Source organism: Nostoc sp. PCC 7107 (genome assembly GCF_000316625.1).
Classification (GTDB): domain Bacteria; phylum Cyanobacteriota; class Cyanobacteriia; order Cyanobacteriales; family Nostocaceae; genus Nostoc_B.
This window is the reverse complement of sequence record NC_019676.1, coordinates 1,283,793-1,309,242: the sequence shown is the minus strand read 5'-3', so window position 1 is coordinate 1,309,242 and position 25,450 is coordinate 1,283,793. Positions and strand designations below refer to the sequence as shown.

21 protein-coding genes are annotated in these 25,450 nt (G+C 40.7%); 13 read left to right on the top strand and 8 right to left on the bottom strand.

The window, feature by feature from the left end; translation table 11 throughout:
* Nucleotides 1-24: 24 nt before the first annotated feature.
* Nucleotides 25-1,542 carry a trehalase family glycosidase gene (locus NOS7107_RS05600; RefSeq protein WP_015112013.1) on the top strand — a complete coding sequence of 506 codons (1,518 nt, stop codon included), beginning with the start codon at nucleotides 25-27 and terminating at the stop codon, nucleotides 1,540-1,542.
* Between the two features lie 132 nt (nucleotides 1,543-1,674).
* On the opposite strand, the gene NOS7107_RS05595 is transcribed toward NOS7107_RS05600, so the two are convergent.
* The 3 genes from NOS7107_RS05595 to NOS7107_RS05585 all read right to left on the bottom strand — a co-directional run bounded on the left by NOS7107_RS05595 (nucleotide 1,675) and on the right by NOS7107_RS05585 (nucleotide 3,929).
* A complete protein-coding gene (locus tag NOS7107_RS05595) occupies nucleotides 1,675-2,208 on the bottom strand; it encodes a L,D-transpeptidase (protein WP_015112012.1) in 534 nt (177 codons plus the stop codon).
* Between the two features lie 492 nt (nucleotides 2,209-2,700).
* Complete coding sequence (locus tag NOS7107_RS05590) at nucleotides 2,701-3,162, bottom strand: L,D-transpeptidase (protein ID WP_367580077.1); 462 nt, start codon at nucleotides 3,160-3,162, stop codon at nucleotides 2,701-2,703.
* A gap of 134 nt (nucleotides 3,163-3,296) precedes the next feature.
* Nucleotides 3,297-3,929, bottom strand: a complete 633-nt coding sequence (locus tag NOS7107_RS05585) for a bifunctional 4-hydroxy-2-oxoglutarate aldolase/2-dehydro-3-deoxy-phosphogluconate aldolase (protein WP_044500545.1) — start codon at nucleotides 3,927-3,929, stop codon at nucleotides 3,297-3,299.
* 189 nt (nucleotides 3,930-4,118) lie between these two features.
* Between NOS7107_RS05585 and NOS7107_RS05580 the strand changes: the two genes are divergently transcribed.
* Nucleotides 4,119-4,382 carry a hypothetical protein gene (locus tag NOS7107_RS05580; RefSeq protein ID WP_015112009.1) on the top strand — a complete coding sequence of 88 codons (264 nt, stop codon included), beginning with the start codon at nucleotides 4,119-4,121 and terminating at the stop codon, nucleotides 4,380-4,382.
* Entirely contained in the window at nucleotides 4,379-5,191 is an 813-nt protein-coding gene (locus NOS7107_RS05575; protein ID WP_015112008.1) for a phosphate/phosphite/phosphonate ABC transporter substrate-binding protein, read from the top strand. The genes NOS7107_RS05580 and NOS7107_RS05575 overlap by 4 nt, the downstream gene beginning before the upstream one ends.
* A 17-nt stretch (nucleotides 5,192-5,208) precedes the next feature.
* Here NOS7107_RS05575 and NOS7107_RS05570 read toward each other — a convergent pair whose 3' ends face one another.
* Together NOS7107_RS05570 and NOS7107_RS05565 are read right to left on the bottom strand one after the other, a co-directional pair.
* Nucleotides 5,209-5,700 carry a DUF1499 domain-containing protein gene (locus tag NOS7107_RS05570; RefSeq protein WP_015112007.1) on the bottom strand — a complete coding sequence of 164 codons (492 nt, stop codon included), beginning with the start codon at nucleotides 5,698-5,700 and terminating at the stop codon, nucleotides 5,209-5,211.
* Between the two features lie 36 nt (nucleotides 5,701-5,736).
* The gene (locus NOS7107_RS05565; RefSeq protein WP_015112006.1) at nucleotides 5,737-7,047 is read right to left on the bottom strand and encodes a tetratricopeptide repeat protein; all 1,311 of its coding nucleotides are present in this window, start codon (nucleotides 7,045-7,047) and stop codon (nucleotides 5,737-5,739) included.
* A 614-nt stretch (nucleotides 7,048-7,661) separates the two neighbouring features.
* On the opposite strand from NOS7107_RS05565, the gene NOS7107_RS29795 reads away from it, so the two are divergent.
* From NOS7107_RS29795 to NOS7107_RS05550, 4 genes are read left to right on the top strand one after another with little or no spacing between them, the layout of a single operon-like run.
* Nucleotides 7,662-7,910, top strand: coding sequence for a hypothetical protein (locus NOS7107_RS29795; RefSeq protein ID WP_367580074.1), 249 nt, complete (start codon nucleotides 7,662-7,664; stop codon nucleotides 7,908-7,910).
* Nucleotides 7,900-8,331 (top strand): hypothetical protein, encoded by a 432-nt coding sequence (locus NOS7107_RS29790; protein WP_367580072.1) that lies wholly within the window; start codon nucleotides 7,900-7,902, stop codon nucleotides 8,329-8,331. Before NOS7107_RS29795 ends, NOS7107_RS29790 begins: the two co-directional genes overlap by 11 nt.
* The gene (locus tag NOS7107_RS29785; protein WP_367580069.1) at nucleotides 8,318-8,809 is read left to right on the top strand and encodes a hypothetical protein; all 492 of its coding nucleotides are present in this window, start codon (nucleotides 8,318-8,320) and stop codon (nucleotides 8,807-8,809) included. Before NOS7107_RS29790 ends, NOS7107_RS29785 begins: the two co-directional genes overlap by 14 nt.
* Nucleotides 8,810-8,868: 59 nt before the next feature.
* Nucleotides 8,869-9,447 carry an HdeD family acid-resistance protein gene (locus NOS7107_RS05550; RefSeq protein ID WP_015112005.1) on the top strand — a complete coding sequence of 193 codons (579 nt, stop codon included), beginning with the start codon at nucleotides 8,869-8,871 and terminating at the stop codon, nucleotides 9,445-9,447.
* 63 nt (nucleotides 9,448-9,510) lie between these two features.
* Here the strand turns inward: NOS7107_RS05550 and ftsH are convergent, their stop codons facing one another.
* A complete protein-coding gene (ftsH, locus tag NOS7107_RS05545) occupies nucleotides 9,511-11,388 on the bottom strand; it encodes an ATP-dependent zinc metalloprotease FtsH (RefSeq protein WP_216594407.1) in 1,878 nt (625 codons plus the stop codon).
* A 509-nt stretch (nucleotides 11,389-11,897) separates the two neighbouring features.
* On the opposite strand from ftsH, the gene NOS7107_RS05540 reads away from it, so the two are divergent.
* From NOS7107_RS05540 to NOS7107_RS05520, 4 genes are all read left to right on the top strand, one after another.
* A complete protein-coding gene (locus tag NOS7107_RS05540; protein ID WP_044500539.1) occupies nucleotides 11,898-12,443 on the top strand; it encodes an NADPH-dependent FMN reductase in 546 nt (181 codons plus the stop codon).
* Between the two features lie 566 nt (nucleotides 12,444-13,009).
* On the top strand, nucleotides 13,010-14,896 hold the full coding sequence (gene ftsH2, locus NOS7107_RS05535) for an ATP-dependent zinc metalloprotease FtsH2 (protein WP_015112002.1): 1,887 nt from the start codon (nucleotides 13,010-13,012) through the stop codon (nucleotides 14,894-14,896).
* 651 nt (nucleotides 14,897-15,547) lie between these two features.
* The gene (locus NOS7107_RS05525) at nucleotides 15,548-16,699 is read left to right on the top strand and encodes a histidine decarboxylase (RefSeq protein WP_015112001.1); all 1,152 of its coding nucleotides are present in this window, start codon (nucleotides 15,548-15,550) and stop codon (nucleotides 16,697-16,699) included.
* A gap of 41 nt (nucleotides 16,700-16,740) precedes the next feature.
* Nucleotides 16,741-17,505, top strand: coding sequence for an SDR family NAD(P)-dependent oxidoreductase (locus NOS7107_RS05520; RefSeq protein WP_015112000.1), 765 nt, complete (start codon nucleotides 16,741-16,743; stop codon nucleotides 17,503-17,505).
* A gap of 190 nt (nucleotides 17,506-17,695) precedes the next feature.
* Here the strand turns inward: NOS7107_RS05520 and NOS7107_RS27310 are convergent, their stop codons facing one another.
* Together NOS7107_RS27310 and NOS7107_RS05510 are read right to left on the bottom strand one after the other, a co-directional pair.
* Nucleotides 17,696-21,076 carry an EAL domain-containing protein gene (locus NOS7107_RS27310; RefSeq protein ID WP_015111998.1) on the bottom strand — a complete coding sequence of 1,127 codons (3,381 nt, stop codon included), beginning with the start codon at nucleotides 21,074-21,076 and terminating at the stop codon, nucleotides 17,696-17,698.
* 209 nt (nucleotides 21,077-21,285) lie between these two features.
* Entirely contained in the window at nucleotides 21,286-22,602 is a 1,317-nt protein-coding gene (locus NOS7107_RS05510) for an aminopeptidase P N-terminal domain-containing protein (protein ID WP_015111997.1), read from the bottom strand.
* A 470-nt stretch (nucleotides 22,603-23,072) separates the two neighbouring features.
* On the opposite strand from NOS7107_RS05510, the gene NOS7107_RS05505 reads away from it, so the two are divergent.
* Nucleotides 23,073-24,320, top strand: coding sequence for a VCBS repeat-containing protein (locus NOS7107_RS05505; protein WP_015111996.1), 1,248 nt, complete (start codon nucleotides 23,073-23,075; stop codon nucleotides 24,318-24,320).
* A 421-nt stretch (nucleotides 24,321-24,741) separates the two neighbouring features.
* Nucleotides 24,742-25,155, top strand: coding sequence for a hypothetical protein (locus NOS7107_RS05500; protein ID WP_015111995.1), 414 nt, complete (start codon nucleotides 24,742-24,744; stop codon nucleotides 25,153-25,155).
* Nucleotides 25,156-25,450 lie beyond the last annotated feature (295 nt).

The following is a 25,450-nucleotide window of genomic DNA, read 5'->3' as shown; positions in this document are numbered from 1 at the left end:
GCGCCAACCTTTGCGTTAAAAAACATGACCCAAAAACTCACCAGCCCCCCAATAACCAGCGTCCGCACCTACATCAAACAAACCTGGAAAACCCTCACCCGTTCCCACCAACACTTACTAGAATCAGCCCAAGACACCAAACTAGAACACAAACCCAACACCCCGTGGTTAGTTTACATCTCCCCCCAAGAAGACTGTAATACAGTCAAGTCTGTATTAGAGCGATCGCTGTCTACCCAAGAAATGCAGCAAATAGAAATTCGCACCTTACCTAGCGAAGTTGAAGCCATCGAAGAACACGGGTTGTTATATCTCCCTGGCGCTTATGTTGTTCCTGGCGGGCGTTTTAACGAAATGTATGGCTGGGATAGCTATTTTATCTTGCTCGGTTTACTGCGGGATGAAGAATGGGAACTAGCCCAAAGCCAAGTTGATCAACTACTTTATCAAGTCCAGCATTACGGTACTATCCTCAATGCCAACCGTACCTATATGCTGACGCGATCGCAACCCCCCGTCCTGAGTATGATGGTGCTGGCATTATTCCAACACACCCAAGACCAAGCATGGTTAAAATCAACTCTGCCATTATTAGAACAATTTTATTACTACTGGGTAGTCCCGCCCCATCTCAATTCGGCAACAGGCTTGTCTCGGTATTATGCTTTAGGCGAAGGGCCCGCACCAGAAGTTTTGTTCTCAGAACTAGATGAAGCCGGACGCAGCCACTACGAACGCGTCAAGGAATATTATCAACAATTTGAGATTGATGACTATGATGTGAGTCTGTATTATGACCGAGAAAAAGACGAACTAACAGACTTATTTTACAAAGGCGATCGCTCCATGCGCGAGTCTGGTTTTGATATCACCAACCGCTTTGGCCCCTTTAGTGTTGATATCATTCACTATGCGCCAGTGTGCTTAAACAGTCTGCTTTATCAAATGGAACAAGACTTGGCGCAAATTCACGAGATTTTAGGAAATCCCGAACTTGGACAACAATGGAGCGATCGCGCTAATCTCCGGCGTGAGCGTATCAATCAATACTTATGGGATGAAGACCAAGGGCTTTACCTAGACTATCACTTCCACAGTGACCAACGTCGTCATTATGAGTTTGCCACTACTTTTTATCCGCTGTGGACAGGACTGGCTTCTCCTACCCAAGCCCAAAAGATTGTCAAAAATTTGACTTTATTCGCCGCACCTGGGGGAATTTTCACCAGTACCCACATTACAGGAAATCAATGGGATGCGCCTTTTGGCTGGGGGCCACTAACATTGATTGCTGTCCAAGGACTGCACCGTTATGGATATCATTTAGAGGCCAATGACATTGCTGATAAATTCCTCACTATGGCGATTAAAGAATTTACCAGATGTGGTTTTTTTGTCGAAAAATATGACGTTGAGCGATGTTCTGCACAAGTTTCTGACGAGATTTGCTTTGGTTACAGTTCTAATGAAATAGGTTTTGGCTGGACTAATGGAGTCATTTTAGAACTTTTGGCGCTGCAATCATTTGACTTAAGGGATTAATCAACCGCAGAGGCGCAGAGTTCACAGAGAAAAGCAGTTTGAGAGGTTTTTTGTGTAAGTTATAAATCCCACAAAAAAGTAATTGAGGATAAGCCAGCAGCCTATCCTCAATCAAATCATCAAAATTAAGTTTTACCGTTTCACCACTACTACAGTCCCTGGCTTCGTCCAGTTGAACAACTTCCGCGCCTGCTTTACTGGTAAATTCACACAACCGTGGCTGACTGGAGTGCCAAAACGGTTATGCCAATAAGCGCCATGAATCGCATAGCCTTCATAAAAATACATTGCATAAGGAACATCAGAAATGTCGTAGCCCCTACCCCGCATTCTATTAGTGCGATACTTCGACTGAATATGAAATCTACCAATGGGTGTAGGGGTAGCGCGTTTACCTGTAGATACAGGGAAGTTGTAAACCAGCTTTTCGCCATCCCAAGCTCGTAAGCGTTGCTGGGATAAATCAATTTCAATCCGGCGAGGTTGGGATACTCCCCGACTGTCAGATATTTTAATGTTGTTGTTGAGTGACGCGGCTGTAGCTATCACAGAATTGGGGTCAGCCGTTGGTAGCGCTGAGGATAAAAAAGTTGCTAACAGCAGCGCGACACCTGTACAAAAGTTTCCTGAGCGACGAATTCCAACAGTTCTACTTCGGGTTTGCATTCTGCATCACCTGCTAACAACGCGAAAGATATGTTGTAGTTTTCATAAACACTCCAAATTGCCAAAATAATTTCTAGTTGTTTATGGAATGTCTACGTTAATCATCTGCCAATGCTAGTATCAAGTGAGACTACTAAAACAGCTACGTACCAAGGTTGGATCTTGTAACTAGGTCTGAAGAAGTAAGAATATCCGGGTTTTCATCACTTATACCCCTATATTTCTATACCTTGGTGCCTAGAGTTGATTTGCCTCTCGCTGCTGAAGTTATCTAAACTTTATTCGAGTATTGACGGCGATTTATTTAACTTTGTGAGTTGAAAAAGTGCAAACCACTGTATTTGATATTTGCACTTGTAGTGTTACACAGGACTTACGCAAAAATATATAAACTGACTAGAGTACTCTACTCTTATATTTCTTACTTCAAGTCTAGTTGTTGCGATTCCGGAGCCGGAATCACTAATGTCTTGATTTGCTGTGATTTACTTTTTACTTGTGGATGACCACAGGTGTTCCTAACGATGCCCAATTGAATAGCCATTTAGCATGGTTAGGCGCGACGTTGATGCAACCGTGACTTACTGGTGTGCCAAATTTTTTATGCCAGTAGGCTCCATGAATTCCGTAGTTACCTTGGTAAAACATTGCATAGGGAACGTTGGGAACGTCATAGTCTCTGCCGCGCATTCGGGTTGATTTATGCTTAGATTGAATCTTAAAGCTACCAATCCTTGTGGGAGTGGATTGTTTACCCGTGGAAATAGTCACTGCATAAACAGATTTTCTCCCTTCCCATGCTGTTAATCTTTGGGTTGAGAGATTAATTTGAATCCAACGTTGGTCAGATTTTTGTAGAGTTTGGATGTTTTGTTTGATTGTCTCGTTTTTGGAACTGGCCGTGACTGTATTTGTGCCAACACCAATCACACTCAAACATATTGCTGCACCCATAACCAATTTTTTCCAGTGGTGTATGGGGTGAGAATTAATCAGACTTTTCATGATGTATGCAGTTGAAAGAGGGAGTCTTAAGAACTGTTTCCTTTTTACTTTGTAGCCTAAAAATTCAGTAAGTGTGTATTTTGTTACGCTAATTTCTGTATTAGGTTACTAGTGTGTTGAGCGATCGCTTGCCAATTTTCTGCCGCTACCAACTTTTTCGGAAATAATTCACTACTTAACCCCACAGCCACAGCCCCAGCTTGGATAAATTCTGGGGCATTTTCCAGCGTTACCCCACCAGTCGGAATTAAAGGAATATGCCCCAACGGCGCTTGTAAGCTCTTGATATAACTGACTCCTCCCAAGGCTTGCACTGGAAATACCTTCACGCAACTAGCGCCATGATGCCAAGCATTCACAATTTCTGTGGGAGTCAGCGCCCCTGGAATAATCGGCACATCTTTGGTAACGGCGGCGTTAATCATTTCTATGTCAAGATGAGGCGAAAATAAAAATTGCGATCCAGCGGCGATCGCATCTTGTAACTGCTGCACGTTGAATAATGTACCTGTCCCAATCAGACAATCAGGTAATTTCATGCGTAATTTAGCGATCAATTCTGCGGCGCGATCGCTATTCCAGGTAATCTCTATTAGCTGCATTCCCCCAGATGCTACCGCCATTGCCATCTGCTCTCCTAATTCTATTTTTGAGGCACGGATAACGGCGATCGCTCTGTTTTTTCGCAAATTTGATAACCAATCTTGATTAGACATTCTCGCTGGGACTTGAAATAAGGCATTAAATTCTTCATTACCAGCGTGACACATCATCAAGAAGAAACGGGGCAATGTAAATACTTTGCTGAAAACTTGCTTGTTGCCTCAAGCTATGCGATATTTAATATACATCACTAACTCTATCGAAATACCGTATTTGATATTTAGCCGTAAAAGGTAGTAAAAATGGCAATTGCACAGCAAAACACAGCATCCTTGACTATCAGCTTAAATAATTCTCAAAATATTCATCAAATATTGCAGCCAGCGCTGTTGGCAACAGCATTTACCCGCCGCTTGTGGTGGCACACTAAAAGCTACGGAATAGTTTTCAGCATTATGTTTTTAACCTTAATGAGTCTAATGTTCCTCAGCATTCATTGGTCTTATCGCAAGTTGCTGATATTTACCACACAGCAAGATGAATTGGATATGGAGAGTAGTAAGTGAGTGAACGAATAAAGCTGCGGGTTGTATCTCACTTAGCACCTAATTGGTTCTGGTTTTATGAAGCAATTATGGCTTACATTGGTCGGATTGTGGGAGTGGAAACCCAACTGCAAGCCAGTAAATATGACCCCCTAGCAGACCCAATACTATTAACAGAGCAGCTAGACCTAGCATTTATCTGTGGCTTACCTTTAGTTAGATATCATCAAGTGGTGGCAAATCAGTTGCAGCCTATAGTTGCGCCAGTGATGGAAGCACCACGCTATCAAAATCGTCCGGTTTACTTTACGGATGTGATTGTCAATGCAAACAGCTATTTATACAGCTTTGCAGATTTGGCTGATAAAGTCCTGTGTTACAACGACCCTGGCTCTAATAGTGGCTATAATTTACTTCGACATCGGTTAATACAAGGCAAACACCCAAAAAGGTTTTTTGGAAAGACGATACAATCGGGGTTTCATCAGCGTTCAATTCGTTGGGTAATTGAGGGGCTGGCGGATTGTGCAGGTATTGATAGTGTAGTCTTGGAGCAAGAACTACGAGATTGTCCCGATTTATCGCAGCATATACGAGTAGTAGAATCTATCGGCCCATGTCCGATGCCGCCTTTAGTCGCAGCCCAACATTTAGATCAATCATTGATTCAGCAGGTGCAAGCAGCTTTACTCCACCCAGATGCAGAACTTCAAACCGCGATGCAAAAAGTTGGTGTGAAGCGTTTCGCTACTATGGATTGGTCAGATTATCAGGCGATCGCTACAATCTACAATACTGCAATTCAGGCAGGTTATGAGGTAATTGGTTAGCGATCGCCAGTAATATACTAAATATTTAAATCGCGCAGAGCTAAACGAATTTGCTCTAAACGTCTGCGGTTCACACCAAGATCAGACTGTCCAACGCGAGACGCAGAACGAATATGAATCACTGACTCATCAGTAGGAAAATAAAACTCCACATCATCAACAAATTTGAATATCCGGCTTTTAGAAAGAGCGTGGATGTAATTATCTGTCTGTTCTATCACCTCTGTGCGCGGCACAACAGTGAGAACTTTGAGTAAGGTGGCTCGTGCTGTATCGCGGTCTGTATGATATGCGATCGCGTCAATGCTATGTTCGACATCAGCGTCTTGACTAACAACGCAGTTTGGAGAACTTGGACAAGAAGTTAGATGACCATGATCAACTCCCAAGTTAGAAGAATCTGCCCAAGTAGGAGTAGGTAGGATGCAGCTACTAGCTATGGTGATAAATATTACAAGAGTAATCTTTAATAGATGTCGCTGGGCGATCGCTGTGAGTGAACGAATCATGATCAATCTAGTCCTCAAGCTGGAAATAGTACTCAATTATTGTCGGTCATTGAGGATACCTGCTACGAGTTGTTGTGAAGTAGTTACCTTTTCTTTTGCAGTAGCAATGGCATAAACCTGAGTTTGTTTTTCACTATGCCAAATTGCATCTCGATATATCTGCTCAAATAAGACTCGTTGAGTATGACTACCACCGATCCGATGCAGTAGTGGTAAGACGATTTTTAATTCAGATTTAGCGATGGAATACTCACCTTTGGCATGGGCAATCATCCCTCTGGCTGCCGGAATTGCTACTTTTAACCAGTTCTGACGCAAGTATGGATTAATGCTCTGAGAATGTTTTTGCATACTCAGATACATCTCATTCACCCAGTCAAATCGTCTAGCTCTGGCTAAGGCATAGATATAGTGCAAATCTTGAAAGGGTAAGGCATGTTCATCAATCCGCGGCAACAAATAAGTGCTTAAATCTTGCCAACGATTACCGACATTAACTCCGCGCAACTCTAGCCTTAACAACAATGCGATCGCTCCTACCTGATCTTTGGGAGATTCTTTGGTTGCCCGACCCCACACATGAGTATCGTATATAGCTAATACCTTCTGCATATCACCTCGCTCTAGGTAATAAAGCGCTATATGCCACCAATTGTGTGTGTACAACATAGAGTTGCAGTTTTCCCAGGTATCAGCCAGGCTTTCCATCCAAGCGATACCCTCATCTACTCTGCCTTGAGTTTCCATAACGTGGGCAACTGCATGATGCGCCCAAGGATCATAGCGATTGATGGTGGTTGCTTTTCGACCCATTGCTTCGGCTTGTTCTAGTTGATGGCATTGTTCTAAACCAAAGGCCACCATACCGTATAAATAATGATTTTCTGGATTAGCAATTAGAACGTTTTGGGCGATTTTGAGTAATCTTTCTTTATCGCCTAAATAGAAGTAGTGATATTGTCCCTGTTGTACCGAAATTAAATCACGCGGATAATTTGCGGCTAATTCTTCGTGTAGGGCGATCGCCTGATCAATTGCTCCCATCGCCCAAGCGGCGATCGCCTGAATATACAATCGTTCTCGTTTTGTGATTCCGACTAAATGGCATTGCGCCGCTTGCAAATAAGGTCTCGCTTGTTTCCACGCCTGAGCATTTTCTTGCGTCAGATAATAAGCCGCTGTATAGGCATAAACCATTGCACAGCCTGGATCTGCTTTTACACCTTCAAGAATCACAGCTTCAGTATCTTTGCCATAACTGAGGGATTGTTCCATAAACTGGTTGATGGCTGCGATCGCTGCTGGTGAATCGGTTGTTACTTCAAGTCCTTGCGCGTCTTTTAGCATTGTTTATTCCTGGCTGTACGGTTAGCAACGGGTCAAACGCTTGTCCACCCGCCAAACTTTCAAAGTCTAAACACCACCAACTCGATAGATTTACCGTATTTATTGTTTTGAGTATGTCACAACCAAGGTAAAAATCGCAAGGCCATATTAAAAGTTTTCTCACGTACGTCTTTCCCCAGGAAGATTAATCTATCTAGCACCATGCACCATTAGTCAGATGGAAGAAGAGTAAGAAATTTTTATGCTGAGTTTAGCAAGCAACGCCATTTATTAAATAGGTGTAATAGCGATGAGTCTTAGCTCACATAGTGATGCTGAACCAAGAATCTTTAAATTACTGAGTAATAATTGATTTTTCAACATGATATAGATACACGCACTTATAAGGAACTTGTGCGTAAATATGCGTATTTAATGACAGTTAAAGAACAAATTTTTATACAAATAGTGTGCAAACCCTAAACCGCAGCACTTGTGAGGAAATGGGTGAACCACCAAATACTTTTCCCTGAAGGGGTGACAAAGCGGCTGAAGCCAAGAAAATAGAGGAGCGTGACCGTTTTGGGGTAAAAAAAGATAGGTCAGGTATTCTCAACAAGACCTATCAAATGATAATGTTACCTAAATTCTACCAAAACTGCTTTCAAAATGTACTGACACCCGCACAGTACAAGATGCTAGAAATCTTACTAATGCTATTGCAATTTCATAAAACTGTGACAATTGAGAAACTAGCAACAGTATTTCCACAACCGATAAAATTTGAAAGTCGGAGGCGGAGTATACAAAGATTTTTTACTACTACCTCAGTTGTCGATTCCATATCTGTGGTTTCCCCTGCTCAAACGATGGGTGAAAAATAGTCTGAAAAGAGGAGAGAAACGGCTAATATTTGCGATTGATAGAACACAATGGCGTTCACAAAATGTATTTGTAATTAGTTTAATAGAACAAAAAAGAGCAATACCTGTGTACTGGCTATTGTTACCTAAAAAAGGATGTAGCAATTTGGGAGAGCAGAAAAAATTAATTCGTCCACTATTGCAGTTATTTAAGGGATATCAAATGCTGGTACTGGGAGATAGAGAATTCCACAGTATAAAACTAGCAAATTGGTTACATAGCAAGGGCATTGACTTTGTATTGCGTCAGAAACAAGGTACTTATATTCGGCAAGAAAACCAATCACACCAACGCTTACAATCTTTGGGATTAACTCCTGGCATCTCGTTTTTTTTGACAGGGATTCAAGCAACTAAACAGAAAGGGTTTGCCAATTTTTAATCTCGCCGGATATTACAAGCGCAAATATCGTGGAGTTGTTGAGCCTGCTGGCTGGTTTTTATTAACTAACCTTGATAGTCTCAAAGATGCCATTAAAGCATTTAAGTTGCGGAGTGGTATCGAAGCCATGTTTAAAGATTGTAAAACTGGGGGGTATAATCTCGAATCTACTTATGCTGATGGTCAACGTTTGATAGCACTGATTTTATTAATTGCTATTGCCTATACTTGTGCTATTTTAGTTGGTCGTAATTCTCGCTCCTCTGGACTACAAAAATATGTTGGTCGTCTGAAGGAGTTACAACGATTGCACCGCCGACATAGTGCTTTTTGGATTGGTTTGTATGGTCAGTTATGGGTAGGGGCAATGGAATTTTGGGCTGATTTAGCTCATGAATTGATGCGCCTCAAGCCCAGTAAACTGCCATATTTTCAACAAGGTCTACGGGCTATGACTCTTATCCAGTCTGCTTTATAACTTTTTTGTCACCCCTTCAGTACTTTTCCTTCTGCTCTCTAATTTCATGGATTAAATCTATGACAGAGAATTTTGATCCGATGAGGATAGGAATCCGGTTAGCAAGAAATTGGTGGACACTCGCATTGCGTGGAACACTCGCTATCATATTTGGCTTAACCGCACTATTTTGGCCGGGAATTACTTTAACAGCTTTGGTATTTCTGTTTGCTGCGTTTGCGCTAGGTGGTGGAATATTATTAGCGATCGCTGGATTTAAAGATCATCTTGGCAATATCCACGGATGGTTGTTGGTAATAGAAGGCGCAATTGGAGTTGCAGTGGGAGTCATGGCATTTATTTGGCCAGGAATCACTGCACTAATTTTGCTTTATTTAATAGCTGCTTGGGCAATTATCACTGGTATATTCGAGATTATTACAGCAAATCAGCTGCGCCAAGACATTGAAAATGAATGGTTGCTCATAGCAGCAGGTATTGCATCCCTAATTTTTGGCGTTCTGCTAATTATTTGGCCTATAGCTGGAGCATTGGCAATTTTGTGGATAATGGCTGCTTATGCGATTGTCTTTGGGGTTTTAATGTTGTTGTTGGCTTTAAGACTACGCAAGTGGGGAGAACAACGCAGACTATTGTAAAGTCGCATAATTATGTAGAGATGTTGTCATGCAACATCTCTACATATCGGCAATCTTAAACCTTTAATTAGGTACAGCGACAGTCACTGCATCCACTACTTGCTTATCCTGATGTTCAGAGACAATTTGTCTAAATTGCTCTCCATCAATTGTTTCTTGCTCAATCAAAGTCTCTACTAAATGGTCAACTAATGTGCGGTTTTCTTGAATCAGGCGTTTTGCGGTGTCATAGCATTGGCTGACAATTTCCCGTACTTTCCGATCAATTTGAGAGGCAATTTCTTCGGAATATTCGGATTTGCTCATCCAGTCACGCCCCAGAAATACTTCACTGTTGGGAGCTTCTAAGGAAAATTGCCCGATTTCCGACATCCCATACTGTGTCACCATCTGCCGTGCTATGGATGTAGCATATTCTAATTTGCGGTTTTCGCGCATCCCGCCAGTGATCTCCGGTAAACCAAAAATGACTTCTTCGGCGGCTCTACCACCTAAGACAGCGGTAATTCTGGCTTTTAGTTGCGATCGCGACATTAAAAAATGTTCTTCGTCAGGAGTGAACCAAGTTAAACCCCGTGATTGTCCGCGCGGAATCAAGGATACTTTTTGTACTGGGTCATGGTCTTTGAGCAAGGTTCCGACTATGGCATAGCCAACTTCGTGATAGCCAATTAAGCGTTTAATTTTACTATCTACTAAGGGTGTACCTTCCATCCCCGCAACTACTCGGTCAACTGCATCGTTGATTTCTAAGATGGTGATTGCCTCTTTGCGTCTTCTGGCGGTGAGAATGGCGGCTTCGTTGAGTAAGTTGGCTAAATCTGCACCAGTAAACCCAGGTGTGCGACGAGCGATCGCATCTAATGACACACTCTCGTCAATTTTCTTATTACGGGCGTGAACTTGCAATATTTCTAATCGCCCTTTTAAATCTGGTGCATCAACCATTACTTGTCTGTCAAAACGTCCGGGACGCAATAAGGCTGCGTCTAAAACATCGGGACGGTTGGTAGCGGCAATAATAATGATGCCTGTATTACCTTCAAAACCATCCATTTCGGTCAGCAACTGGTTGAGAGTTTGTTCTCGTTCATCGTTACCGCCACCAATACCCGCACCCCGTTGTCTACCTACAGCGTCGATTTCATCAATAAATATTAGACAGGGCGCATTTTCTTTGGCTTTCTTAAACAAATCGCGGACACGGGAAGCACCCACACCAACAAACATTTCCACAAATTCTGAGCCGGAAATACTAAAAAATGGTACGCTAGCTTCCCCAGCGATCGCTTTTGCGAGTAAGGTTTTACCTGTTCCTGGCGGCCCAACTAACAACACACCTTTAGGAATGCGTGCGCCGACAGCGGTGAATCTTTCTGGCTGCTTCAAAAAAGTAACGACTTCTTGGAGTTCTTCTTTAGCTTCTTCAACACCTGCCACATCGTCAAATTTTACGCCGGTTTTGGCTTCCATTTGAAACCGCGCTCTGGATTTGCCAAAGTTCATGGCTTGGCTAGAAGAATTTGTCGAACGACGCAGGAATAGTAACATTAAAGCTACTAAAGGCAAAATCCACATCAGGTTAATTAACAAACCGACTGCGGCTCGACTGTTAGCTGAAGACACCTCACCAAAATCGACGTTTTTCGCTTTGAGTTTATTAATTAACTCTGTATTTTGATTTAAAAGCCTGACTTGTAGAGGTGGTGTATCTGGCTTCTGCCCTTGTAAATATACTTTGGCTGTTTGTTCGGTTTCGTCTAACTCGACTTTTTTGACTTCGCCTTTTTCGGTTCTTTTAATCAACTCACCATAACTTATTTCGCGCTCTGCTCTTTGTGCCAAGGCAGGTGTACCGCCAAGAATATTTGGCAACATCATTAAACTGGCGATTAGCGCCCCAGACCAAGCAACAGATTTGGGCGTTCGCTTTTGGTTCATTTTGCCTAACTCTGGCTTGGCCGTAGTTGGTTTGATTATGGGCGATCGCTGTTGCATCAATGCCTTTCTCCTGAAAATTTTCATATTATTTACCCTTGTTCTGCTGGCATGAGCTTCGCGCTGGTTTTATGCCTATTTTTCTAGCAAAAATTGCAATAACTGGAAATGACTGTTTTTATCTAGTCTAACTTCATCACAAAACTATTCCCTACTCTCTTTACCCATGCTACTCAAGGAATCCTATCTTAGTGGGATAAATTATACTCCTGGGTAGGATGTTGATAAACAAAGCTTGGCCGACTATAAACATTAGTACAGTTTTTATTGATTTTTTTCTCTTTAATCACTCGGTATTAAACAAATTTGACTGCAAAACCATAACTCGCTATGATAAACATAGTCGTAACGACTACGACTTGCAATCATGTTTCTATACTGATAATTCATTAGTATTATTCTTTCTTAATTTTCAGGCTTCAGACTTCATATTTGTAATGGACGGGGAATTTATGGTCAAGATTGTGGGCATTGGTGGTAGCTTAAGACATAACTCCTATACACAGTTAGCTTTACAAGTGGCAGCAAAAAGGTTAGAAGCCATAGGCGCAGATGTGGAAATTTTAGATTTACGGCAATTACAGCTACCATTTTGCAACGGTGAAAAAGAATATCCAGAATATCCAGATGTGCAGCGCTTACGTGAGACTGTCAGTGGTGCTAACGGATTAATTTTGGCGACACCAGAGTATCATGGTGGCGTGAGTGGCGTGCTGAAAAATGCTCTTGATTTAATGAGTTTTACAGAACTTTCAGGGAAAGTTACAGGACTCATTAGCGTTTTGGGAGGTCAATCTAATAGCAACGCTCTCAATGATTTACGGTTAATTGTCCGCTGGGTGCATGGTTGGGTAATTCCTGAACAAATTGCCATTGGACAAGCATGGAGTGCTTTTAACCCGGAAGGTAAGTTGTTAGATGAAAAACTCTCTCAACGATTTGACGAATTTGCTCAAAGCTTAGTTGATAGTACTCGCAAACTCCAAGGCATCAATTAAACCCGTAGGGTGAGCAAGATTTTGCCCACCCTACAAGCTGGCAACTATAGCAGGGGGCAGGAGGCAGGAGGAAAAGTTTTATTATTCCTGGTATTCAAGCTTTCACATTGTCCTAAGATATGCGACTACCGCTATATTAATTAAATTCATTTTTTATTAGTAATTAGCTATTTTTTAATGTATTTTTTGTTACGGAGTTAAATTTAGATTACTGGAGTGAGTAGACAGTTTATTTTACTCAAAACTACGCGATCGCAGTCCCAGTGAACGATATCGCTGGTTTAGCGTCTCCACCCGCGATCGCCCTCTACATCTTAAATTTTGTTGTCTTCAGCCAAGCTGTATTAAAATTAAGTTAAATTTAATTAAGAATCTTTTCATCGGCACATAATTAATGGTGACGCGTGATTAGACATCAAATTAAACAAAATGGATTAATAAACATCCGTTGCAAACTAAATCTAGTGACAAAGTGAGGCATATCGTGGGGAAGATGATTCCCCAGATAAATGTCAAGCCATCAAGTCACTAGAAATGATTAATTGTATTGGCAGAGGCAAATTAAGATGAAATTCTCTTGGAGAGTCCTGGTACTCTGGACATTGCCTGCTTTGGTAATTGGCTTTTTCTTCTGGCAAGGAGCATTTGCGAGCGCTCCTGCGGATATGGGTAAGAATACCGCCAATACCCGCATGACGTATGGCCGTTTTCTAGAATACTTGGATGCCGATCGCGTCACTAGCGTAGATCTGTATGAAGGCGGTAGAACAGCAATTGTCGAAGCTGTTGATCCTGATATCGAAAATCGCATTCAGCGGTGGCGGGTAGATCTGCCAATTAGCGCGCCTGAGTTAATTAGCAAGCTTAAAGAAAAACAAATTAGTTTTGATGCTCACCCTATGCGTAATGATGGCGCAATTTGGGGATTATTAGGCAATCTTGTTTTCCCAATTTTATTGATAACTGGGTTGTTCTTTTTGTTTCGGCGCTCCAGCAACTTGCCTGGTGGCCCTGGACAAGCTATGAGCTTTGGGAAATCCAAAGCGCGTTTTCAAATGGAAGCCAAAACTGGGGTGAAATTTGATGACGTGGCTGGTATTGAAGAAGCCAAAGAAGAACTACAAGAGGTTGTCACCTTCTTGAAACAGCCAGAAAGATTTACTGCTGTCGGCGCACGCATTCCCAAAGGTGTGTTGTTAGTTGGGCCACCAGGTACAGGTAAAACTTTACTAGCAAAAGCGATCGCCGGGGAAGCTGGCGTACCTTTCTTCAGCATTTCCGGTTCGGAATTTGTGGAAATGTTCGTTGGTGTGGGTGCTTCCCGCGTCCGCGACTTGTTTAAGAAAGCCAAAGATAATGCTCCCTGTATCATCTTCATCGATGAAATCGACGCTGTGGGTAGACAGCGGGGTGCAGGTATCGGTGGCGGTAACGATGAACGAGAACAAACCCTCAACCAGTTGCTGACCGAAATGGATGGTTTTGAAGGTAACACAGGCATCATCATTATTGCCGCTACCAATCGTCCTGACGTATTAGATTCAGCCTTGTTGCGTCCCGGACGCTTTGACAGACAAGTAACTGTCGATGCACCAGACATCAAAGGCCGTTTGGAAATTTTAAGCGTTCATGCACGCAACAAAAAATTAGACACCAGTGTCTCTTTAGATGCGATCGCTCGTCGTACTCCTGGGTTTACTGGTGCTGACTTAGCCAACTTACTCAACGAAGCCGCAATTCTTACAGCGAGAAGACGTAAGGAAGCCATCACCCTGCGGGAAATAGATGATGCAGTTGACCGTGTAGTTGCAGGGATGGAAGGTACACCCTTAGTAGATAGCAAGAGCAAACGCTTAATTGCTTACCACGAAATTGGTCACGCTTTAGTGGGTACTCTGCTCAAAGACCATGACCCAGTACAAAAAGTAACTTTGATTCCACGGGGACAAGCACAGGGTTTAACTTGGTTCACCCCCAACGAAGAACAAGGCTTAATTTCCCGCAGTCAACTAAAAGCCAGAATTACTGGCGCTTTGGGTGGTCGTGCAGCGGAAGAAGTAGTTTTTGGTGCGGCGGAAGTGACAACTGGTGCGGGTGGAGACTTGCAGCAATTGTCTGGAATGGCAAGGCAGATGGTAACACGGTTTGGGATGTCTGATTTAGGGCCTCTGTCCTTGGAAAGCCAACAAGGAGAAGTATTCCTTGGTCGTGACTGGACAACTCGATCTGAATATTCTGAAGCGATCGCATCTCGAATTGATGCTCAAGTAAGAGCGATCGTTGAAGAATGCTATGAAAATGCCAAGAAAATCATGCGTGAAAATCGCACTGTGACAGACCGCATCGTTGATTTGCTGATTGAAAAAGAAACCATTGATGGCGAAGAATTTCGTCAGATCGTGGCTGAATACACTGATGTACCCGAAAAACAACAGTATGTACCGCAGCTGTAATTCCTAAAATATATTTCTAGAAATGGGTAGGGTGTTATACCTTGCCCATTTTTATTTGTATTTAGTAATTAACCAACCCAAGGCGGTAAAGAATAAAGTAGCGATCGCACTCCAGAAACAAGAGGCGTACACAAGATATTATGGGTTATTGAGAGGGATAAAGGGTATTAGTTGCCTAATGCCGCATAAGTTTGCTTCTGCAATTTAGAGCGTTTGAATATATTTGATCAGCAGCGATCGCTATACTCCAATAACTTTGTCAAAACTTTAAGTAATTTTCCTATTTTCCGTAACTAAAGTATATTTACTAACTTCGTAATTCTTTTTAAGTATCAACTAATAATTTCCTGTAATTATGCTTAATTTCAAGCATATCAAGATTATTAATTCAGTGAAATTCACTAGCTTATTTTTGTCAAATACTGATACTGTTTATTAGCAACTATAGAGAGCCTATTTGTACAACGTAATTCAACTAGATAAGCTTGCTTCATCCACACAAACTTCCTGAATATCCTCAGTATAATCACTGCTTCATTAAAACTTTAAATGTATTATTATATTCATTAAGAAAATCTAAAAATATTGAATTGATACTTATAACCTAGAGTAAAACTTGCGTGAACTCATAAAGATAATAAATCAGAAAATATGTTAGATACTGTGAGCAAGGAGTTAGCAATTTTTTGGCAACAAATAGAACAGCGATCGCAGTTCCACGCAGGTTATCCATATAATTTAAGTTGTGACTTCACTTGTATAAATAAGTTTTTTAGTTTTTTATTAAATAATGCTGGAGACCCATATATAGAGCCGAATTTTGGTCTCCATTCTCGCAAATTTGAACAAGAAGTTTTATCATTTTTTGCCCAACTATATAAAATTCCTGAAAATGAGTTTTGGGGCTATGTAACCGCTGGTGGAACTGAAGGGAACTTATATGGAATCTTATTAGCTAGAGAAATTTATCCTGATGGAATTCTCTATTCATCCCAAGACTCTCATTACTCAATTGCTAAAGCAGCTAGACTGTTTGGTGTTCAACATCAAGTAATTAATTCCCAAATTAATGGCGAGATCAGTTATGAATATTTATCCCAAGCAATTCAGCAAAATTCTCACAAACCAGTCATTATTAGCCTAAATATCGGTACTACCGTCAAAGGTGCAATTGATGACCTAGACAAAATTTTAGAAATTTTAAAGCGCCATCAAATTAAAGATTACTATATACATTGTGATGCCGCACTTTCAGGGATGATTTTACCCTTTTTAGATCATGCACCCCAAATCAACTTTCAAAAACCTATAGATAGTGTGGCTATCTCTGGTAAATTTATTGGCTCTCCCATCCCTTGTGGTGTAGTTTTAACCAAGAAAAAATGGGTAGAAAAAGTTGAAACCATGATTGAATACATCGGTTCAAAAGATACCACTATTCTTGGTTCTCGCAATGGTCACACGCCACTGATACTTTGGTATGCTCTCAAAACCAAAGGTTATGAAGGATTTGCCCAAGAGGCCAAGACATGTATTCAGAATGCTCAATATTTATTCCAGCAACTTCAATTGCGAGAATATCCTTGTATGCTGAATAAATTCTCCAATACAGTCGTGTTTCAAAAGCCGAACCAAGTGTTGATTAAAAAATGGCAATTGGCGACTCTCGATAATTTTGCCCATCTGATAGTTATGCAAAATATAGATCGGCAAAAAATTGATACTTTCGTGAATGAGCTTGTCTTACAAGAGGGAATATTACCGGAATCGGAATATTTACATCTGCAACCAGTATTCTCTTAATTAAAAAGCTGTCTAGTTTTATTTAAAAGGACTGTGAATTTATGGAGCTAGTAAATAAAGTAGCCTTAGTTACTGGGGGTAGTTCTGGTATTGGCCGAGAGACAGCTAAACTTTTTGCCGCTGAAGGTGCTAGAGTGGCGATCTCTGATATTGATACCAGTGGTGGTTTATCACTGCTGGAAGAAATAAAAAATAGTGGTGGAGATGCAATGTTTTGCACCTGCGATGTTAGTAATGAAAACCAGGTGCAAGATTGGATCACAAATGTTGTTAATCAATGGCAAAGTATAGATATTTTAGTTGCTAATGCAGGAATTTTAGCGATTGGTTCTCTGGAAAAAGCTTCCAATTTGGATTGGGATAAAGTTTTAGGAACAAATGTTAAAGGCTATGCTTTTTGCGCTAAATATGCCATTCCACATATCCGCAAGCGTGGTGGTGGCACTATTGTCAACGTAGCATCTATAGCTGCATTAATTGCCTTTCCCGGTTTTGCATTATATAACACCACTAAAGGAGCAGTTCTCCAATTAACCCGAAGTCTGGCTCATGACCTAGCGACTGAAAACATCAGAGTAAATTGTGTTTGTCCAGGTGTAATTGAGACATTCCAAACCCAACAATTCGCCGATTGGCAAGGTCTGACAAAGGAAGAAGTCATAGATCAACTCGCTGCAACAGTTCCCATGAAACGTATAGGAAAACCACAAGAAGTGGCTCAGGCTATTCTGTTTCTGGCATCTGACAAAGCTTCATATATTACAGCAACATCACTTGTAATTGATGGGGGATATACAGTACAGTAATCAGGCTTTACATAGGGTATGTTTTTGAAAAAACTGAAATATAGCAGGAGGCAGAGAGCAGCGCGTTGCGGGGGTTCCCCCCGTTGTAGCGACTGTAGAGAGGCAGGAGGAAAAGTCTTACCATTCCTGGCATTCAAGCTTTCAAATTGTCCTAACATATCTGACTACCGCTATATAGTAAAGTGCTATATTACACCTCTAAAAAGTTCATGTCAGATAAATTACTAGCAAGTAGTACTTCTACCGCGGAACCTTCTAAAGCTGGAAAAAAGAAATATCCTTGTCCTTGATCGCATTGTAATGCTTTGAGTTGGGCTAACTGTTGCAATGTTTCTATCCCTTCGGCGGTGACTGACATATTTAAATTGTGAGCCAATGTCACAATAGCTCGGACAATTTCTAAATTTTCCCCTCGACTGCCAATATTACTAATAAAAGAGCGATCGATTTTAATAGTTTTTAGTGGTAAGCGGTGCAAATAACTTAAAGATGAATAACCTGTGCCAAAATCATCCATGTGCAATTCTATATTCAGGGTTGTTAGCTGGGAAAGCATGGCTGTTGCCAATTCAAAATTATCCATTAGCAAGCTTTCAGTAATTTCCAACTTTAAAGTACCTGCTTCCAAACCAGTGTCTTGCAAAACTTGTTTAACCTGTTTGACAATATCAGGCTGCATAACTTGTTTGCCAGAAAAATTGACACTAATTGTTAGGGGTGGGTAAATGGGAAATTGTTGATGCCATGCTTGCAATTGACGACAGGCTTCATAAAGCACCCATTGACCAATAGAAGCAATCATTCCTGTTTCTTCTGCGAGGGGAATAAAATCTTCTGGGGAAATGATACCTCTTTCTGGATGATGCCACCTAATCAGCGCTTCAAATCCGATAATTTTGCCCGTCAGCAGCGAAACAATGGGTTGATAGTGGAGGCGAAATTCTTCTTGCTGGATGAGTGCATGGCGCATAGCAGTTTCTAACTGCAATAGCAGAGATGCACTTTCGTGCATTTTGGGATGGAATACTTCATAACGTGCTTTACCAAGGGATTTGGCACGATACATTGCCACATCAGCATCCCGTAAAATATTGGCAGCTTGCTCATAGTTATTTTTACCCACCGCGATTCCTATACTTGCGTTGGTAAAAACTTTATGTTCATTTAATTGAAATGGTAAAGCTAGTAACTTTTGAATTCGCTCGGCTACGTGTATTGCATCATTAATTTCATCAATTTCGTCAAGTAAAATTGTGAACTCGTCCCCGCCAAACCGTGCAATCATATCTCCTGCACGTAGAACTGACTGGAGTCGATGGGAAATGGCAATTAACAGTTGATTTCCGAGTAAATGTCCCAGGCTGTCATTAATGACTTTAAAACGGTCTAAATCTAAGAAGAGTACGGCAAATACATAATCTTTTTGTTGTTTAGTGCGTTCTAGAGCCTGTTTGACTCGCTCCATGAACAACGATTGGTTGGGTAGTCCTGTGAGAGCATCATGTAAACTGTTGTGTAGCAATAGTTCTTGTGCGCGTTGTCGTTCGATAATATCTTGTTGCAGTTGTTGATTAACTCTCATGAGTTCAATGGTACGTTCTGCTACCAACTGCTCTAGCTGACAACGGTATTGTTTGAGTTCTTCTTCGGCTAGTTTGCGCTGAGTGATATCTCGCAAAATGACAACGTATTGTCGTAGTTGGAGATTAGATGGTTGGGAAACAGTAGATTCAACAATGTATGAGCCTTGGTTAGTTTTGAGCGTTTGTTCACTCCTCATAGCCCATTGCTCTGGTTTGCCATAATGGTCTATGAGGAATTGATTCAAGTTCTGCCCGACTAACTGTTGGGTGCTAATTTGAAATAATTCTTCAGCCGCTACATTGGTCTGAAGGATGATACCTTGTTCATCAAGAACTAAAACAATATCGGGAACAGTATTGAGGGTGGTAATAAATAGGTTTTTTGCCTGTTGGCGTGCTTCATCAATAGCCGCAATTTGTGGTAGGGTAGTCCAGCAAGCGATCGCTACCCCAACAAACGAAAGCATGACTAAAGCGATCGCTAGTAAAGAGTTCCGCGAGGTATTATGGTCTCCATCCAATAAATTACGCAGAAACCAACTGCCAATAGCAGAACTACAAATAAGAGAAACTAGAACAATTACCTGAAGTACAACAAAGTCTGGATTATAACTACTAAACTGTCCTTCGTCACGCTGTGTCCACCATTGAGAATCAAATGGTGCAAAGTTGCAGCGACGCAGCACCTCATCTCCTATCATCAATGCAAAGGGTACAAATAGCCCAATTAATAACTCATACCAACTCCAAGCTAAACCCCCAACTACTAAAACTACTGCTTCTACGAAAAAAAAACCCAATGACCACCAAGGCCATAAAACTTCTGGTTGATGGCGACATAACCACAATCCTAGATGCAGTCCCATAATCGATAACAAATAACATGTACCTGCTACGGTGACAAGTTGAGATACATTGCCTAAATTCAAACAAAGCAGACTGAGTAAAAAAGTAATGAAGATAGCAGGCCCCAAGATCCCTTGACGAGAAACTACCGTGAATACGGGAGACAACTGACCATCTAAGGCAAGTTGGTAAAGAATGCGGGGAGAATTGGTAACAGCCGTAGCACAACTCAACAGACATGAGAAAGTAATGAGTAGTGTGACTAAAAAAGGGGCAAATTGACCCCAAAAAGGTTGGGATGCTGTAAGTAAATTCAAGAATGTATCTTCACCAATATCTGGGTTGGTAGAGGCACACATTAAGACCCAAGAACCACCGAGAAATACTGGCGGAATTAACCACGTAGCTGTCGTTAAAAACTTCAAAGTTTTCTGGGGAGAACGACTATCAGCGACAAAAGCAGATGTGGTTTCACAAGCGTAAACTGAATAACTAGCTAGGAAAAAAGACTTTGCCCATTCTGCAAAACTGAGGCTATGGGTACTCGGTGGAAACAAATTAATACCCTGCGAGAAAACTAACCAAATTCCGCCTTGAGTACAAAACAAAAGCACTAATGAAATTGCGGGAATGACAAAAAATAGGTGCAGTAGTGCGACAGCACGAGTACCACTAAATGCCAAAATAAAAGGAACTACCGTAAATGCAATTTTTAAGAAAGTTTCTGGACAGGAAATGCCTAAAGGTTGAAAATTAACCTTGACTAAATCTGTGAGGATAATTGCATACAAAGCTGGTGCTGCTGCCCAGCTAAAATAATATCCCAAGGCAACGTAGCGACCTATATTTGGAAAGTTTTTGAGCAGCCGAGCCGTATAATTAGGCGTTCCTCCTGTTACATCTAACCAATGTTTGCCTAAACTTTGGATTTGCAAGTTCAAAATGCAGGAGACAATTACGCCAAACAACCACACTAAAATTGCTTTAGATCCCAATGCTGCATGGATAACCGGTGCAGTGCCAATCCATCCTACATGACCTGTCAGCCCAAAACCCCAGGTTTCTAGATAACTCAATGTGCGTGGCAGGCGCATTACCAAGCGCTGGTTTTTATCTGCCTGCACAGAACTATTACTGACCATTGTTTTCTAGCTAGATGTACTGACTATCTTTCACTGAATAACTGATCTGATTTTTTATAGCTTCCGTGTAACTGCTGAATTTCCCTAGAAAGTATGAAGTATGAAGTGTGAAGTGTGAAGTCATAAATTACTTTTGACTTCTATCTTCTACCACTTCAATTTTGAATTTTTAATGCTGAAATTCCAAATCTAAAATTCTTCTGTTTTTTCTAAGCAACTCTTTCTATTTCATCGATTTCTTTGGGAACTCCATCTGTTAAGATTTCATGTCCTGTAGGTGTAACTAATACATCATCTTCAATCCGAATGCCAATACCAATCCAACGTGGGTCTGTTTGTGGTTGGTCTTCGGCTAATTTTGTATCTGGAACGATGTAAAGTCCTGGTTCTACTGTTAACACTTGACCCGGTTGTAAAATCTGTGGTTTGTCGTCACCGTGTTGGTAAACGCCAACATCATGCACATCTAAGCCTAACCAATGGCTGGTGCGGTGCATATAGTATGGTTTGTATTTTTCTTCTTCGATGATTTTGTCAATTTCGCCTTTGAGAATGCCAAGGTCTATTAAGCCTGCGGTGAGGACGCGCACAGCGGTATCGTGAACTGATTTAAAAGTATTACCTGGTTGTATTTGGGCGATCGCTTGTTTTTGGGCTTCTAGGACAATTTCATATAATGCCTTTTGTTCGGGTGTGAATTTACCACCAACAGGAAATGTGCGGGTAATATCTGAGTTGTAATAACTGTATGCACAACCTGCATCAATCAATAGCAACTCTCTATCCTGCATCTGGCAATTATTTTCAATGTAGTGGAGAACGCAAGCATTCACACCAGAAGCCACAATCGACGGATAAGCTGGCCCCATTCCGCCTCGGAGTCGAAAGATCCGTTCAATTTCGGCTTGAATTTCGTATTCATAACGTCCGGGTTTAGCGATCGCCATCGCTTGATTATGTGCTTCAACGGCGATCGCTGCTGCTTGGCGCATCATTTCTAACTCAGATTCTGTTTTAATCAATCGCAGACTGTGAAGTACTGTACAAGTATCTTCAATGGCAATTGGCCCTGTACCTCGCTTTGGATAAGTCCGCAGTAAACTTTGATAGTGTTCTAAAATTTTTTCATTAAAATGGCGATCGCGCCCCAAGTGATAATAAATGCGATCGGCTTTTTCCAAATATTGGGGCAACTTTTCATCTAATTCATTAATCGGGTAAGCTGCATCAGCACCATAAATTTCTTTGGCTGCATCTACACCACAGCGATAACCAGACCACACTTCTTTTTCTCGGTCTTTTGGTTGAACAAACAAAATAAAACGATGTTCGGGATGATGTGGTGCTAACACTGCTACAGCTTGCGCTTCATTAAAGCCTGTTAAGTAAAAAAAATCACTATCTTGGCGATAAGCATATTCCACATCGTTGTGCATAACTGCCATTGGCGCACTCCGAAAAATCGCAGTCCCATTACCAATTTTTGACATTAACTGCTGCCGACGCTGCCGATATTCTAATTGCATAGCTGTTCAATTTACTAGTTAAATTACTGTATTATTTTACACTTTTTGCATGGCTATACAAACAAAGACTTTTAGTAGTTGCTTAGTTATTTTAACTAATATTTTCTACTTCTTTAGATACTGTTCGTTATTTTGTGACCAGCACGTTAAACTTTTTGGATGAGTCCAGTTTTGTATTTGTTGGGCATTTTTATTTTACCTAACTGATAACTAGATAACAAACTTATTTTATATATTTAAAACCTGACATAAATAAAATACGCTGACAAAATCAATGATTGATTATTCCCGACTTGCAAAATTCATGCAAATGTTTTATGGCAGATTGATTATGTATATAAACCTTGATATTTGAATTAATAAAATGTTTATTTAACAATCCAAAAAAAACAATAACTGTTCTTAGAATACAGAAATGAATGTGATTTGTAAGTTAAAACTTTGAAGACAACCAGTGATTAGAACGCACTATGTCTTCAAATTCAAAATCCTCAACATTACAAACAAGCCTGTTTTCTGAATCTTTGAAAAAATCAAGTGCATTGTTAGAAACTCTAGACAATTCACAAGGAATCGGTAAAAATTTTTCCCGCAGTAGTGCGTCTTCAACATTAGACAATTATTCTTTATCAGCACAAAAAAGTTCAACATCAGAAGTAACAACCAGCGCTAACCCCAACCCTTATTTAAGAAGTGCTGCAATTGCCCCCGATTTCAACGGTGATGGCAAAGTAGACAAAATGTGGGTGAATGCTCAAACAGGTGAGATTGTGATTCGCCTGATGGATGGTGGACAAGTTCTCTCTCAAGGTTCTGTAGGTAAGTTTGATATCAACGCTTGGACTTACAAAATTGCCGATTTTAATAATGATGGCAAAACTGACTTTTTATTGCGGAATCAACAGACAGGAGAAAACAGAGTTGCTCTCATGGATGGCACCAAAGTTGCTAGTACAGCAGCTTTAGAAAAAGTAGATGCTAACTGGAATCCTTTAATTGGTGATTTCAATGGCGATCGCAAAACTGATATCTTCTGGAATAACGCTAAAACTGGTCAAAATGCTGTTTGGTTAATGGATGGCACAAAAGTTTCTAGTGCCAATGTTCTAGAGACTACAGCAGTAGGCTTGACTCCAACTGTGGTTGATTTTGATGGCAATGGTAAGAGTGATATCTTCTGGCGCAACGCCAACACTGGTACTAACAGTGCTTGGTTTATGGATGGCACAAAAGCTAGTAAGTTTAATCTACAATCTCAATCTTCATCTTCAACAGCTATCCTTGGCGATTTTAACGGCGACTTGAAGACCGATATTCTGTGGCGAAATACTTCCACTGGTCAAAACAAAATTTGGACAATGAACGGTATCGTCGTCACTGAAGCTGCTGCTAAGACACTTGATTCATCTTGGCAAGCTAACATTGGTGATTTTGACAGCGATGGCAAAACCGATATCTTCTGGCACAATCAGAAGACTGGCGAGAACACCGCTTGGTTAATGAATGGTACAGCAGTTAAATCTGAAGCATTTCTCCCCAGCAATAGCGCATCTTTAACACCATCCTTTGGTGATTTCAACGGTGATGGCAAAACTGATGTCTACTGGCGCGATCAAGCTTCAGGTGCAGATAAAATTTGGACAATGAATGGTACACAAGCCACAGAATCTACTTTAGCGACTAAAGACAGACTTGGTGCTGCTTGGTATACAGGCTAAAACTTACAGGACTCAAGCGCGAAAGTTAGTTATTGTGATGGGGTTTGGGGTGTAAGAGTTTTAAATACCTAACACTCCTACACCTTTTTACCCTTCTCCAAATCCTTGATTTTCCGTTAGTCCACGGAGTTGGACTTTGTTTGTGTAGTAGCGAAATTATATTCGCTCAAAACTTGACAAACATCCCTGAAAGCATACTGCTTATTTAAACTTAAACGTGTTTAGCAAAGTCTTGTAAAAGCGTTACCTATTGCTTGCTGCATCTAAGTTCTGTCAATCTATTTGGCATAATTGTTATGCACAAGTTCTGATGGTGATACATCCCCTGGCTATTTCACCATTTAGTTGATAAATGCTATCTAAGTGGGAATACTAATTTTAACCAGCATAATGGGTTAAGAAATTTGTGAGGTTTATACCCATGTCCGAAATTAATATCGGTGATTATTTAGCTCACCCTTTAGTCAGATATCGCAATCATTTAGAATTTAATGGATATCATGTTGAAGAAGAAGAGGAGTTACTTTTATGTCGTCATTCCAGAAAGCATGGTTTGATAGTTAAACATGTGCCAAATCGAGGTGTATTAATTAGAATTCTTTATTCTTGCAACCTCAATGTAAATAGACCTAATCTCTTAGAATATGTAAATGAACTGAATTTATTGTTTATGTTTATGAAAGCATATATTGATAATTCAGCAAGTAATTTGTATATGGAAACTTTTTGTGAGGGCGAATACGACAGAACCAATTTTTCAATTGTCTTAGATAATGTTGACTATGACATGGAAATGTTTATCAATCATCATCAAACTAGAGAATGTTTATTATAAAATAAAAATTAAATAAGATTTTTTGGTGGGTTATACCCACCATTCTTATTTAAAATAGATGAAATGAAACTGGTATAAATTATATCAATATTTCTCAACAACAAGTATTCTCAGCAATGAAAAACGCGATCGCCTGAAGATTCTTGATAGTCAGCATTATAAATAGATATTATCTTCATATTTCGCAATTATCTATAAGCCTAGATTTATTCTTCTGGTTTGTTAACAAGTATTAAGGAAAAATTGATAGATTATCTGTATAACCCAGTGATGTAAAATCCAGAAGATAGTAAAA

Excerpts from the sequence above, each read along its gene's own strand:
- ftsH2 (WP_015112002.1), top strand. The coding sequence starts at position 13,010 with ATGAAATTCTCTTGGAGAGTCCTGGTACTCTGGACATTGCCTGCTTTG.
- NOS7107_RS29795 (WP_367580074.1), top strand. The coding sequence starts at position 7,662 with ATGTTACCTAAATTCTACCAAAACTGCTTTCAAAATGTACTGACACCC.
- NOS7107_RS05595 (WP_015112012.1), bottom strand. The coding sequence starts at position 2,208 with ATGCAAACCCGAAGTAGAACTGTTGGAATTCGTCGCTCAGGAAACTTT.
- NOS7107_RS05590 (WP_367580077.1), bottom strand. The coding sequence starts at position 3,162 with ATGGGTGCAGCAATATGTTTGAGTGTGATTGGTGTTGGCACAAATACA.
- NOS7107_RS05540 (WP_044500539.1), top strand. The coding sequence starts at position 11,898 with ATGGTCAAGATTGTGGGCATTGGTGGTAGCTTAAGACATAACTCCTAT.
- NOS7107_RS05525 (WP_015112001.1), top strand. The coding sequence starts at position 15,548 with ATGTTAGATACTGTGAGCAAGGAGTTAGCAATTTTTTGGCAACAAATA.
- ftsH (WP_216594407.1), bottom strand. The coding sequence starts at position 11,388 with ATGAACCAAAAGCGAACGCCCAAATCTGTTGCTTGGTCTGGGGCGCTA.
- NOS7107_RS27310 (WP_015111998.1), bottom strand. The coding sequence starts at position 21,076 with ATGGTCAGTAATAGTTCTGTGCAGGCAGATAAAAACCAGCGCTTGGTA.
- NOS7107_RS05505 (WP_015111996.1), top strand. The coding sequence starts at position 23,073 with ATGTCTTCAAATTCAAAATCCTCAACATTACAAACAAGCCTGTTTTCT.
- NOS7107_RS05585 (WP_044500545.1), bottom strand. The coding sequence starts at position 3,929 with ATGTCTAATCAAGATTGGTTATCAAATTTGCGAAAAAACAGAGCGATC.
- NOS7107_RS05570 (WP_015112007.1), bottom strand. The coding sequence starts at position 5,700 with ATGATTCGTTCACTCACAGCGATCGCCCAGCGACATCTATTAAAGATT.
- NOS7107_RS05510 (WP_015111997.1), bottom strand. The coding sequence starts at position 22,602 with ATGCAATTAGAATATCGGCAGCGTCGGCAGCAGTTAATGTCAAAAATT.
- NOS7107_RS05600 (WP_015112013.1), top strand. The coding sequence starts at position 25 with ATGACCCAAAAACTCACCAGCCCCCCAATAACCAGCGTCCGCACCTAC.
- NOS7107_RS05550 (WP_015112005.1), top strand. The coding sequence starts at position 8,869 with ATGACAGAGAATTTTGATCCGATGAGGATAGGAATCCGGTTAGCAAGA.
- NOS7107_RS05565 (WP_015112006.1), bottom strand. The coding sequence starts at position 7,047 with ATGCTAAAAGACGCGCAAGGACTTGAAGTAACAACCGATTCACCAGCA.
- NOS7107_RS05520 (WP_015112000.1), top strand. The coding sequence starts at position 16,741 with ATGGAGCTAGTAAATAAAGTAGCCTTAGTTACTGGGGGTAGTTCTGGT.
- NOS7107_RS05580 (WP_015112009.1), top strand. The coding sequence starts at position 4,119 with ATGGCAATTGCACAGCAAAACACAGCATCCTTGACTATCAGCTTAAAT.
- NOS7107_RS05500 (WP_015111995.1), top strand. The coding sequence starts at position 24,742 with ATGTCCGAAATTAATATCGGTGATTATTTAGCTCACCCTTTAGTCAGA.